We start from the raw sequence: 12,835 nt of genomic DNA, 5'->3' as shown, positions 1-12,835 counted from the left end.
ACCTTATGAAATGACTAAAAGTAATTACAAGTTCCATAATGATATATAGGCGTGATAGTAAGGTTCCCAGCGATGTTACTCAGATTATCACTGCGGACAATTTTCTTATCTGCTGACATAAATATCTGCACTTTAGGAGCCATACGGATTGTCTATTACACACGACACTCCCATACTAATGACGTTATCTATGCCAACAGGTATAGCGCAGACTATAAACAAGGATATTTCGGTATGCTTTCCCGTCGTTGCCTAAAGTGGGCACTCTTTACGCTGAGTTTAACGACCGTCCTGCCACTTCAGGCAGCGACATCTCCCGCCACCGGTCAAATAGCTGAACAACAAGTTCGCCATATCAGCACCTACTTTCCTGGCCGCATGGCAGGCAGTCCTGCTGAATTACTGGCAGCGGAGTATATTAATCATCGTTTTCAGCAGATGGGCTATCAGAGTAATTTACGTGGCTTCAATACCCGTTATCTCTATACCAGTAAAAATGGCAAGCAAAGCTGGCGCAACGTCAGTGCCACCTCGGTAATAGCTGCCCACAACGCATCGACCAATAAAGAAGATGATCAAAAACAGATAGTCATCATGGCGCACTTTGATACTTACACCCCGCAAAGTGATAAAGATTTAGATAAAAATCTGGGCGGTCTGACCTTACAAGGTGTTGATGACAATGCCGCGGGGGTCGGAGTGATGCTGGAACTGGCGGAGCGCCTCAAAAAAGCGCCGTTGCGCTATGATGTGCGTTTTGTCGCGCTCAGTGCCGAGGAAATTGGCGCGCAAGGCACTGAAAATTATCTACAACGAATGAGTCCGGCAGAGAAAGCCAACACCTTGCTGGTCATCAATATAGATAACCTGATCACTGGCGATCGCCTCTATTTTAATGCCAGTAACCAACCCTCGGCTCAGGCTGCCAGGGATCAGGCACTGACGCTAGCGCGCCGCTATGGCATTACAGCCTCCACCGTAAAAGACAAAGTCACTTCGCCATGCCGGGTAGAGAAGGATGCTTTTGATTCTACAGGGATACCGGTGTTATTCGTCGAGGCTAGCAACTATACATTAGGCAATAAAGATGGCTGCCAACAACGAGCTATCAGTAAGCATTTCCCACAGGGAACCACGCGTCATCAAAGCCAACTGGATAACTTAAATTATCTGGATAAATTCTTACCGGGCCGAATCACCAAACGTACACACGATACCGTACAGATATTGCTGCCACTGATACAAGAGTTAGCTGCCGCTAAAAAATAGTTTCCACTATGCGAAACATCACGCAAAACAAGTAAAAAAACCAATTAATTCAAATCAAAGGCGATCAGTACGATCGCCCTTTTCCGTGTTTTCAGCGTATAACTTTTGGTAGGTATGATACCTATAAACAATTGACTCAATCTTGCTGGTAGGTATGATACCTACCAGCACTCACCAGGAGGTCACATGGAGAGTGGCGAATTAATAAAGCGATTGCAGGATGCGGGCTGGCAAATCAGAGGAGGTAAAAAAAACAATGGTGGGAGCCATATCACTCTGTGTAAACCAGGTATCCGTAAAGTTATTACGCTCCCTCATCCACGCAAAGAGTTATCCAAAGGCATGCTGCGGCAAGCTCAGCAGATTTCCGGGATTAAATTGATTTAAGCAACGCGGTATACCCTAAATAGTTCAAGTTGCACATCTCCAAGAGCTTACACAAGTAAGTGGCTGGGGCAGCCAACACAGATGCAGCTTGCTGCCAGACAGGTATAAACAGCTTGGGGAGTTAACCATGATCTACCCTATTTTCATCTTCAGTACTGTAGAAGGATTCGACGGCTATTTTCCCGATATTGACGGCTGCTTCTTTGCGGGTAATACCTTTGCGGAGATTAGTCAGCATGCTGAAGAAGCCTTTGCCACTCATATTGAGGCGCTAATGGATGAAGGTTTTCCATTACCAACGCCCCCCAAAGATCCACAACGGTATATCAATGATCCGCGTTTAAAAGAAGATGGCGGCATTTTAGGGTTTGTCGAGATCGATCCGGCCAAGTATGAAAGTAAGGCAATAAAATTTAATCTGACGATGTCACAGAATCTACTCACTGCGATTGATAAGTTTATCGCCACCCATCGTGGTTATAAGAATCGTAGTCAGTTTCTGGCCGAGTTGGCGCGTGAGCGAATTGCTCGTTAGTGGCCACTAAAAGAAAGGGTGCGATTAGCTCTCTCAGACTGCTGACAAACCCCAACAACTCGACCTTGCAAGGTGAAGGCAGGTAGAAGAGTAAAGCGTCCGCGCCAGGGATGGCGCAGCTCGAGCCCCCAGGGAGGGCTTGTTTTAACAAAAGAAGTGTGGCGTCTTTACGATCTGCCTGTTTTCACCGCTACGAGCACTTTGCCATTAACCTCAAGGCGCAATTAGCGCCCTATTCTCAATCTGTCACGATCAGCCTTCATGCAAACCACATTCACGTTTTAGGCCGAAGAAACGCGTCTCTTCTTCACTCATACCCGGTTCCCATTTACGGGTGGTATGGGTATCACCGACCGAGAGATAGCCCTGCTCCCACAGTGGATGGTAGCTCAAGCCATGTTGCGTCAAATACTGATAAACCTGGCGGTTATCCCAATCAATGATAGGAAGCAACTTGAAGACCCCGCGCGCAATTGCCAAAACGGGTAGTTTTGCACGACTCCCCGATTGTTCACGACGCAGCCCCGCAAACCAGGTTTGAGCACCTAAGGTTTCCAGTGCGCGATTCATTGGCTCAACTTTATTCAAATCATTGTAGCGCTCAATCCCCTCAACACCCTGCTCCCACAGTTTGCCATAGCGAGCTTCTTGCCAGGCGGGGCTTTGCTGCGCGCGAAACACCTGTAAATTGAGCTGAAGTTTTTCGGTGAGAGAGTCAATAAACTGATAGGTCTCAGGGAACAGATAACCAGTATCAGTGAGAATCACTGGGATATCAGGCTGCTGGCGTGTCACCAGATGCAAGCAAACTGCGGCCTGAATACCAAAGCTGGAAGAGAGCACAAACTCACCGGGTAGATTTTCCAACACCCAGCTGACGCGCTCCTGTGCGGTTAGATGCTCCAATTGCCCATTAACCAGCGCCAATGCCGCCGCTTGTTCCGCTTTCGGCAGCGCATTAAGTTCATTGAGATTAAATTGGCTCACACCGCCTCCTGAACATCATAAAAGTCGCGGGCTGAATCTATCACCGGAGCAATAACACCGATGCGAATAACAAAATCACCGAAACCTTCATCAGTATGACGTTCCTTCGCCCAGCGCCCGACCAATTGATCAGTAATGGCCAGAATTTCATCTTCGGTAATGTTTTCACGGTACATTCGCGGTATTCGTGTACCTTCGCGATTGCCGCCCAGATGCAGGTTATATCGGCCAACCGCTTTCCCCACCAGCCCCATTTCCGCCAATAACGCACGGCCACAACCATTCGGGCAGCCGGTGACGCGCATCACAATATGCTCATCGGGCAGACCGTGCTGTTGCAAAATACCTTCAATACGGGTGACAAATTCCGGCAGGAAGCGTTCAGCCTCCGCCATCGCCAATGGGCAAGTTGGGAATGAAACACAAGCCATTGAATTTTCACGCTGCGGGCTGACGCTGTCATCCATCAGGCCATGTTCACGGGCCAATGCTTCAATGCGCGCTTTGTCTTTTTCCGGCACGCCAGCCACAATCAGGTTCTGGTTAGCGGTTAAACGGAAGTCGCCCTGATGGATTTTGGCAATTTCCGCCACGCCGGTTTTCAGACTGCGGCCGGGGTAATCCAGCAAACGGCCATTTTCGATAAATAAGGTCAGGTGCCACTTTTTATCAATACCTTTCACCCAACCGATACGATCGCCACGGCCAGTAAATTGATAAGGTTTGATGGCTCCGAAACTCACCCCCGCGCGCTTTTCAACTTCGGCTTTAAACACATCAACACCGACGCGCTCTAGCGTATATTTGGTTTTGGCATTCTTACGGTCAGTACGGTTACCCCAATCACGCTGGGTTGTCACCACCGCTTCGGCGATAGCTAAAGTGTGTTGTAGCGGGATATAGCCAAATTCACTGGCTTTGCGTGGATAAGTATTCTTATCACCGTGAGCAATAGATAACCCACCGCCTACCAGCACGTTAAAGCCGACTAACTTGCCCTTCTCCGCCACAGCGACAAAGTTAAGGTCATTGGCATGGAGATCCACATCATTTTGCGGCGGAATGACTACCGTAGTTTTGAATTTGCGGGGCAAATAAGTGGCACCGAGGATCGGTTCTTCATCCGTAGTCGCGACTTTTTCTGCATCCAACCAGATTTCAGCATAAGCACGAGTGCGCGGCAGTAAATGTTCAGAAATCTTCTTCGCCCATTCATAGGCTTCCTGATGGAGCACTGATTCCACCGGATTCGAGGTGCAAAGCACGTTACGGTTAACATCGTTTGCCGTCGCTAATGCATCCAAACCTAATTGATTGAGCAACTGGTGAGCCGGTTTCACATTCCCTTTTAGAATGCCATGGAACTGGAATGTCTGGCGGTTAGTGATACGGATACTGCCGTATAAGGTGTTATCCGCAGCAAACTTATCAATCCCCAACCACTGTTGCGGGGTAATGATCCCACCGGGTAAACGACAGCGCAACATCATGGCATGGCGTGGTTCCAGCTTCTGTTCAGCGCGCTCGGCACGGATATCACGGTCATCTTGTTGATACATGCCGTGAAAGCGGATCAGCAAGAAGTTATCGCCGTTGAACCCGCCGGTCAGCCCGTCATTCAAATCTTCTGCAATCGTCCCGCGTAGGAAGTTGCTTTGCGACTTCATGCGCTCGCCGTCAGAAAGTTTTCCCGTCACGACCAACGGCCCAGGGTGTTTTTCACTCATCAGTACACATCCCGCTGATAACGGCGCGCCAGGCGCAGCTCACTTAAATATTCATCAGCCTGCTCAGCATCCATCGCGCCGTGCAGAGCCACCACGTCCAGTAAAACCTGCTCAACGTCTTTCGCCATGCGATTAGCATCGCCACAGACGTAAATGTGGGCACCTTGTTGGATCCAGTTCCACAGTTCTGCACCTTGTTCGCGCAGTTTGTCTTGTACATATATTTTATGGGCTTGATCGCGCGACCATGCCAGATCAATACGAGTCAGCAAGCCATCTTTAACATAGCGTTGCCATTCGACCTGATAGAGAAAATCTTCAGTAAAATGCGGGTTGCCGAAAAGTAACCAGTTCTTGCCCGTAGCACCATCGGCTTCGCGCTGCTGCATAAAAGCGCGAAAAGGTGCAATTCCGGTTCCCGGCCCAATCATTATCACTGGCGTTTCTGGGTTAGCGGGTAGACGGAAGTTATCGTTATGTTCGATAAAGATGCGAATATCACCATCCACTTCCAGCCGATCCGCCAGATAACCCGATGCACCACCTGTACGTGGCCGGCCATCAATGTCATAGCGCACCACACCGACGGTAATATGCACTTCATTCTCGGTTTCAGCCTGTGAGGAGGCGATGGAATAGAGGCGAGGTGTCAGTGGCCGTAACAACGCAACCAGTTGATCGGCATTCAGGTCTGAAGGAGCCTGACGAACCATATCAACAATTGGGGTATTTTTAGCATAGTGTTGCAGCGCCGGTTTATCCGCCAGCAAAGCAATCAATTTTTCATCACGGGAAAGTGCGGCATATTTATCGACGATCAGAGTAGTATTTTGTGTCAGTTCAAGCTGGCTGCGCAGTGCTTGCGACAGCGATATATTCTGCCCATCAATACTGACCTGCTCATCACCTTTAAGCCACAATAACGCCAACAACTCTTCAACCAATGCCGGGTCATTATCAAACCAGATACCCAGAGCATCACCCGGCTGATAGCGCAGCCCGGAGTCCCCTAAATCAATTTCAATATGGCGCACATCTTTTTCAGAGTTGCGACCCGTCACTTTTTGCTGCACAGATAACTGTGCGGTCAGTGGCGCAGCCTTGCTGTATGGGCTGGAGGTAATTTCATCAACCGCGCCGCTTTGTGTTACTGCTACCGCAGCCGCTGATTGCGCGGGGACTCTTGCCTGCAATGCCGCCACAATCTGTTGACGCCACTGTTGTGCGGATTCTTGATATTCCACATCAGCATCGACTCTCTCCAATAACCGCTGTGCACCCAACTCAGCCAATTTGTTGTCGAAGTCTTTGCCTGCCTGACAAAAATGCTCGTATGAGGTATCGCCTAAACCAAATACCGCAAAGGCCGTTTCTGGCAATTTCGGCGCTTTTTTAGAGAATAGGAACTTATGCAGGGCAACAGCCTCTTCGGCCGGCTCACCTTCACCTTGAGTGGAAGCCACAATCACCAGCAAGCGCTCTTGCGCGATCTGCTTAAACTTATAATCACCGGCGTTAACCAGATTGACGTTAAGTTTGGCAGCCAAAAGGTCATCGCGTAACTGTTCGGCCAGGCGGCGTGCATTACCGGTTTGAGAGGCAGAAATCAGGGTAATAGTTACCGCCGCAGGAGCCGCTACAGCTGGAGCAACAACCGCACCGGGTTGCTGATTAACCATGCCCCAAAAGTAGCCAGATAACCATGCCATTTGGGTTGGGGAAAACTCACCCACCGCCGCCTGCAAGCGGGCTAACTGCTCCGGCGATAGCGGAAGTAAAGAACTAGGAGGAACCTGAGTCGTCATTGCAGTACTAATTCCCTTAAGCTATAGCCAGTGTCAGCTGATATATTCAGCAAATAAATCTTGATGTTTGTAAGGTTAACCATCCCGATAATAACAATTAAAGAAGCAATAGAAATAATAAATAACCAAAACGACTAAGCGGTTTTTCAGGTAATAGATATGAGTTAAAGTGTTCAACTTATTAGGAAATTTTCGCCCACTGATATTGCGCCACAGATTGAGTTCGTCTGTATATAAATCAGTAGGCTACGCTGTAGATAAGCACAATGCGTCAGGCTCGGGAGGCCACACCGCTAGCGCATTCATAGCCAGCATCGATGCTTTCCGGTACTATGCGGCGGTTTTTTGAGTCAATAAGGTCAGAATAATGAGCACCACCCTATTTAAAGATTTTCAGTTTGAAGCCGCCCACTTGTTACCCCATGTCCCAGAGGGCCATAAATGCGGTCGTTTGCACGGCCATTCATTTATGATCCGTATCGAGGTCACCGGTGAAGTTGATGCTCACTCCGGCTGGGTGATGGATTTTGCTGAACTCAAAGCTGCGTTTAAACCGATTTGGGAACGTTTGGATCATCACTATCTGAATGATATTCCCGGTCTGGAAAATCCGACCAGTGAAGTGCTGGCCAGCTGGATTTGGCAACAGCTTAAACCGCAATTACCAGAACTGAGCGCCGTCATGGTAAAAGAGACTTGTTCTGCGGGTTGTGTTTTTCGCGGCTAATAAATCGCGGTGAACAAATCGCGGCGAGTAAGATTGATCTCCAAAGTCATTGATATTGCAGCAAGGCCGCAAGTAAATGAACCCCGATGAGCTTACATAAGTAAGTGATTCGGGTGACAAATCTGCTGGGAGCAGATTTGAACGCTGCTGGCAGCGGCCTCGCAGAGGCGAGGCCCATGGACGGGCCGAGTAATGAGCGCCGCAACACAGCTGCGGCGGCAAGGATGAAGGGGATTAAGCGATGTTTAAATACTTATGTGTCTGCATCGACAACCGCCAGTTCCTGGCAATACAGGTTTCGATACAAAGCCTGGTAGCCTCGTCTTTCTGGCTGATGGGCTGCAACGCAATAATCCGCTTTTTATCATCCGTCAGTGTTTCCAGCAGTTGCTCAAGTGATTCAATATCCCGTAAACGCCCCACCGGATGCTTAATTTCATCTGCGCGCTGTAATGCCTGAGGCAACACTTTCAGTCCACCACGCATATTCACTTTTGGCGAAACTGTGACCCAAGTGGCGGCGGAACACTGCACTTCATGAGTACCGCTGGTTTCAATCTGGCAACTGTAACCGGCCTGTTCCAACTTAGACGTTAAAGGGAACAAGTCATAAATAGCAGGCTCACCGCCGGTGATGACCACATGGCGAGCGGTATACCCCTGCTGAGAGAAAATATCCAATAATTGCTGTTCACTGGCGGTTGCCCAGGCATCACTTTCTGCAGTTTTTACCATGATGCGCTGCATATCGACTTCCCGATCGGCCTCTTTTTCCCAGGTATGTTTGGTATCGCACCAGCTACAACCGACTGGACAGCCCTGTAAGCGCACAAAGATCGCCGGTACGCCGGTGAAGTAACCCTCGCCCTGCAAGGTCTGAAACATTTCATTAATCGGGTACTGCATCAGTATCTCTATCGTCATTCAAACCAATGGGCGATTATCGCAGATTCCCGCGCGCTGACCAAACTGGCTGCACCTTAGCCGCCAGTTTGTCTGTATCAGAGTGTTACTCAATCACGCCACATGCCATTCGTGCACCGCCACCGCCCAGAGGCATCGGATGGTCGGCATAGTTATCCCCTCCTGCATGGATCATCAAAGCATGCTGCTTCAGTTCAGAGAGTGATTTCAGCCGCGGAGCCAATACCTGATAAATGGCAGTCCCATCGGTATTCACCACTAATCCGGGTAAATCACCTAAATGCCCTTTATCACTATAAGGCCCAAGGTGGACAGCGGTTTTTTGTGGGTCAAAATGGCCGCCCGCAGCTAATGCCGGCACGGCTTTACCCTCTTTTTTTCCCGGCGCACAGCTTGGATTCTCATGCAGATGGAACCCATGTATCCCCACCACCAGTCCGGTCAAATTAGGTGTGAACAGTAATCCATAAGGGGTTTCGGTCACGGTAACCGTACCAAGAGCTTTGCCATTACCTTCTGGTAGCGCTTCATTCATGGTCACGGTAACGCCTGCGGCCAGCACATTGCCGGCAAAAAGCATTGCAGGCAACATTAAATATCTCAGTTTCATCTGTTATCTTCCTTTATGCATTATTACCGAATCATTCGGGTACACATTAATGATAACCGGTGATGAATTATCTGCACGGCAGTGGTGTTTTAGATGTGAGTCAGGTGAGGTCGTTCCTGCGAGATTCAGATTAATCTCGCAGGAAACAAGCGGTAATAATAGGTTAGTTTTAGAAGAGTCAAACCAGCAAGCCGGTGTTCTACGGTATTTAAGTTTAGCTCACGGCTAACATATTACCGAGGCTGGCCCATGCACTAGAATTGGTTGGTGAGTTATATGAACATAGCATTTCGCTATTTTCCAGAATGGAAGACATTAGATCCGTTAAGGAGGCGAAGTTTCCTTCAGATGATATATCACTCTTCTGAGATGATATTACCGTGGAGTTAATATTATTCGTAACAGGTTTGTATTTCCCTTCGGCCTCATTAATCGCTTTATCAACCAATTTAACCATCTCATTCTTAAAAATATCGTGGCATTCATCAAATATAAAGTTTTCTTGGCATTTTTTGTATTTGGCAATTACCATCACACCATCAATAAATTGCTGCTCGCTATCTTCTCCATCTTCACGCTTAATACGTTTTTCAACTATATTAGTATCAATTACGCCTCTTTGAGTTTCGGCATAAGCCTGCTGAAATAAGACCTCTCTATTCGCGACTCTTTTTAATAGATCGTCAGATGCTTTGTTTTCAGTCAAAATAACCAAGTTTGAAATTTCAATAAGTCCATAATTGTGTTCGGGCGAGAGAAAGCTAATTATTTTTTTATGATCCTTTAAGCGAACATTCTGAAAAAGCCCCTCTATATTCATTTTGTCAAAAATTACATCATTCGTTTCCTTAGATAAATTCAAGTATAAAATAAAAGATTTACTCATACCTTCATCTATTTGAGATTTCTGTCTATCCAATGTTGAACTACTTTCCGATATATTGATGTCAACATTAACTCTAGCTATCCCCCTCTCAGATTCAGAGTTATTAACAGGTTCGATTATTCCTTTCGATTCCGATTCAGTATAGAGAGAATCGGTTTTCACCTTACCGCTTAAGGTATCTTGAACACCGGATACTAACTCATTGTTTATGTCTGGCTGAATATTTCCATCCTGACGCACCCCCTTTGCATACGCAAAAATGTCTTCTGAGGATAGTTCCTTGTCTCTAATCTTATTACATAATCTTTTTATTTCCTTTTTACTCACTTTAAATACATGAATAAGATAAGCATCGCTGGCAGTAATTTCCCCTTTAGCAACTGAGTATAATAATTTATTGCATACGCCGCTGTTGACCAAGGTGACTAACTCCACTGTACTAAAAGCAGCCTCACCCTTTTTTAAATTAATAATTTCAATTATATTATTACGTAACTCACTGCTCTCACCTGAAAGGACGTGATTTAAATCTATAATTAAAGAACCTGTCAAACTATCATTTACTTTATTTCCTTCAATGCTAATATTGTAGTTATATTGTTCCAAATAGAAATCCGTAATAGACTTAGAGTAATGGAGCATAGATGAATCGAATGATCCTCTCACAATTCTTTTTAAAACTTCATATCTAATACCGCTAGTCATCATTTTTTTTAAAATAACAATAGATTTATGGAAAACTATTTTATTGTTATATGCAAGTCTTGCCAGCTTTTTACTAACTCCATAATCATCTACAGTTCGAGTTATCTTCCTATTTTTCTCTATGATATCTACCATAGCATTTTTATTTGAGATCTCTATTTTTTTACTATTGAGTATTTCTTTATTTAGATGAGAAATTACTTTTTCATCAGATAATGGGAGATTAATTGTGCCCACTTCTCGCTTAGAGAATGAAGTTTCGGTTAAAGACGAATTATTAGTATACTGTTTTTTTATATTTTGTAGTATCTCCTTTTCTTGCAATAAAACATCTAAATCCTGACGTAATTTATTTATATTTATCTCGTGGGGAGAATCATGCCTACGAAATAATTCATTTATCTCATTTTCATTAACTTCATTCTTAATCAAAAAGTAAATTAGTTCATATTTATTTTCATTTTCAACAGCTTGAGACATTAATTCGTTAGATACACCAGAATCTTGCAATACTAATAATCGGGCTAAATTATATCGCGGGGATGAGCCATCAGCTTTATTCAAATAATTATCAAAATCAGATTTACTCAATTTTGGAAATAGGTGATAAAAAAGATCTGATAAACTAGACTTTCCGCTAAAATCACGTTCCATAACACTATAAATATAATCTCCTCTTATTTTAACCGCATTATTGAATTCACTTATTTTGTTTTCAAAATTATTATAGCTTAATGATGATGTATTTTCAGATAGTATAGATGAGAGGTCTCTCATATAAATCCTTATAAATGAGTAGATAGCTAATATATTTTCATATGGTCACGCCAATCTATTCTATCTAAAATAGGCTTAATGCCATCTCAAATTATCTTTATAACTATTATTATTCTTTAAAGCCAAAATAAAGCCATAAAAAAACCCGCCGAAGCGGGTTTTTCAATCAACTTTTACAGAAGATTAAGCGCAGTAATTACTGGCCTTTGACTTCTTTCAGACCGTTGAATGGTGCGCGGTCGCCCAGCGCTTCTTCGATACGGATCAGTTGGTTGTATTTAGCAACACGGTCAGAACGGCTCATAGAACCAGTTTTGATCTGGCCTGCTGCAGTACCTACTGCCAGATCGGCAATGGTAGCATCTTCGGTTTCGCCTGAACGGTGAGAGATAACCGCGGTGTAACCTGCATCTTTCGCCATCTTGATAGCAGCCAGAGTTTCGGTCAGAGAACCGATCTGGTTGAATTTAATCAGGATAGAGTTAGCAACACCTTTCTCGATACCTTCTTTCAGGATCTTGGTGTTGGTTACAAACAGGTCGTCACCAACCAACTGGATTTTGTCACCCAGAACTTCGGTCTGGTATTTGAAGCCAGCCCAGTCAGATTCGTCCAAACCGTCTTCGATAGAGACGATTGGGTACTGTTTGGTCAGGTCTTCCAGGAAGTGAGTAAACTCTTCAGAAGTGAAGGCTTTGTTGCCTTCGCCGGCCAGAACATATTTGCCATCTTTATAGAATTCAGATGCAGCACAGTCCATCGCCAGAGTTACGTCTTTGCCCAGCTCGTAGCCTGCTTGTTTTACCGCTTCAGCGATAACAGCCAGTGCTTCGGCGTTAGAACCCAGGTTTGGCGCGTAGCCACCTTCGTCACCTACCGCAGTGCTCATACCTTTAGCTTTCAGAACTTTAGCCAAAGTATGGAACACTTCAGAACCGATGCGAACGGCTTCTTTCAGAGTTTTAGCGCCAACTGGCTGAATCATAAACTCTTGAATATCAACGTTGTTATCAGCATGTTCGCCGCCGTTGATGATGTTCATCATCGGCAGTGGCATAGAGAATTTGCCTGGGGTGCCATTCAGTTCAGCAATGTGCTCATACAAAGGCATGCCTTTAGATGCTGCTGCTGCTTTCGCTGCTGCCAGAGAAACAGCCAGGATGGCGTTAGCACCAAACTGGGATTTGTTCTCAGTACCGTCCAGATCGATCATGATTTTATCGATATTAGCCTGATCTTTGGCATCTTTACCGATAACTGCCTGAGCAATTGGGCCATTTACTGCTGCAACGGCTTTCAGAACGCCTTTGCCCAGGAAACGGGATTTGTCACCGTCACGCAGTTCCAGTGCTTCACGGGAACCAGTAGAAGCACCTGATGGTGCCGCAGCCAAACCAACAAAACCGCCTTCCAGATGAACTTCGGCTTCTACAGTTGGGTTACCACGGGAGTCGATGATTTCGCGACCGATGACTTTAACGATTTTGGACATTAGA

At 45.9% G+C, this 12,835-nt stretch carries 11 protein-coding genes; 4 read left to right on the top strand and 7 right to left on the bottom strand.

Annotated elements, in window-relative coordinates; translation table 11 throughout:
• Nucleotides 1-234 precede the first annotated feature (234 nt).
• From FTB31_RS11155 to FTB31_RS11145, 3 genes are all read left to right on the top strand, one after another.
• Nucleotides 235-1,269, top strand: coding sequence for an aminopeptidase (locus FTB31_RS11155; protein ID WP_077293274.1), 1,035 nt, complete (start codon nucleotides 235-237; stop codon nucleotides 1,267-1,269).
• Nucleotides 1,270-1,455: 186 nt separating this feature from the next.
• Nucleotides 1,456-1,656 carry a type II toxin-antitoxin system HicA family toxin gene (locus FTB31_RS11150; protein WP_050075983.1) on the top strand — a complete coding sequence of 67 codons (201 nt, stop codon included), beginning with the start codon at nucleotides 1,456-1,458 and terminating at the stop codon, nucleotides 1,654-1,656.
• 127 nt (nucleotides 1,657-1,783) lie between these two features.
• Nucleotides 1,784-2,191, top strand: coding sequence for a type II toxin-antitoxin system HicB family antitoxin (locus tag FTB31_RS11145; RefSeq protein WP_050075982.1), 408 nt, complete (start codon nucleotides 1,784-1,786; stop codon nucleotides 2,189-2,191).
• Between the two features lie 252 nt (nucleotides 2,192-2,443).
• Here FTB31_RS11145 and FTB31_RS11140 read toward each other — a convergent pair whose 3' ends face one another.
• From FTB31_RS11140 to cysJ, 3 genes are read right to left on the bottom strand one after another with little or no spacing between them, the layout of a single operon-like run.
• The gene (locus FTB31_RS11140; protein WP_077174202.1) at nucleotides 2,444-3,178 is read right to left on the bottom strand and encodes a phosphoadenylyl-sulfate reductase; all 735 of its coding nucleotides are present in this window, start codon (nucleotides 3,176-3,178) and stop codon (nucleotides 2,444-2,446) included.
• A complete protein-coding gene (cysI, locus tag FTB31_RS11135; RefSeq protein ID WP_077174203.1) occupies nucleotides 3,175-4,905 on the bottom strand; it encodes an assimilatory sulfite reductase (NADPH) hemoprotein subunit in 1,731 nt (576 codons plus the stop codon). Before cysI ends, FTB31_RS11140 begins: the two co-directional genes overlap by 4 nt.
• Entirely contained in the window at nucleotides 4,905-6,710 is a 1,806-nt protein-coding gene (cysJ, locus tag FTB31_RS11130; RefSeq protein WP_077293280.1) for an NADPH-dependent assimilatory sulfite reductase flavoprotein subunit, read from the bottom strand. The genes cysI and cysJ overlap by 1 nt, the downstream gene beginning before the upstream one ends.
• A gap of 367 nt (nucleotides 6,711-7,077) precedes the next feature.
• Here cysJ and queD point away from each other — a divergent pair, with 367 nt between their 5' ends.
• Complete coding sequence (queD, locus tag FTB31_RS11125; RefSeq protein ID WP_019080455.1) at nucleotides 7,078-7,437, top strand: 6-carboxytetrahydropterin synthase QueD; 360 nt, start codon at nucleotides 7,078-7,080, stop codon at nucleotides 7,435-7,437.
• Nucleotides 7,438-7,671: 234 nt separating this feature from the next.
• On the opposite strand, the gene queE is transcribed toward queD, so the two are convergent.
• The 4 genes from queE to eno form a co-directional block, all read right to left on the bottom strand.
• Complete coding sequence (gene queE, locus FTB31_RS11120; RefSeq protein ID WP_227731384.1) at nucleotides 7,672-8,343, bottom strand: 7-carboxy-7-deazaguanine synthase QueE; 672 nt, start codon at nucleotides 8,341-8,343, stop codon at nucleotides 7,672-7,674.
• A 103-nt stretch (nucleotides 8,344-8,446) separates the two neighbouring features.
• Nucleotides 8,447-8,971, bottom strand: a complete 525-nt coding sequence (gene sodC / locus FTB31_RS11115) for a superoxide dismutase family protein (protein WP_227731383.1) — start codon at nucleotides 8,969-8,971, stop codon at nucleotides 8,447-8,449.
• Between the two features lie 214 nt (nucleotides 8,972-9,185).
• Entirely contained in the window at nucleotides 9,186-11,339 is a 2,154-nt protein-coding gene (locus tag FTB31_RS11110) for a hypothetical protein (RefSeq protein WP_227731382.1), read from the bottom strand.
• Nucleotides 11,340-11,535: 196 nt separating this feature from the next.
• Entirely contained in the window at nucleotides 11,536-12,831 is a 1,296-nt protein-coding gene (gene eno, locus FTB31_RS11105; RefSeq protein WP_005164105.1) for a phosphopyruvate hydratase, read from the bottom strand.
• Between the last annotated feature and the right edge of the window lie 4 nt (nucleotides 12,832-12,835).

This window comes from Yersinia proxima (assembly GCF_902170785.1).
In the GTDB taxonomy this organism is placed as follows: Bacteria; Pseudomonadota; Gammaproteobacteria; order Enterobacterales; family Enterobacteriaceae; genus Yersinia; species Yersinia proxima.
Note: the sequence above shows the minus strand (reverse complement) of the source record. Positions and strands in the feature narration are given on the sequence as shown.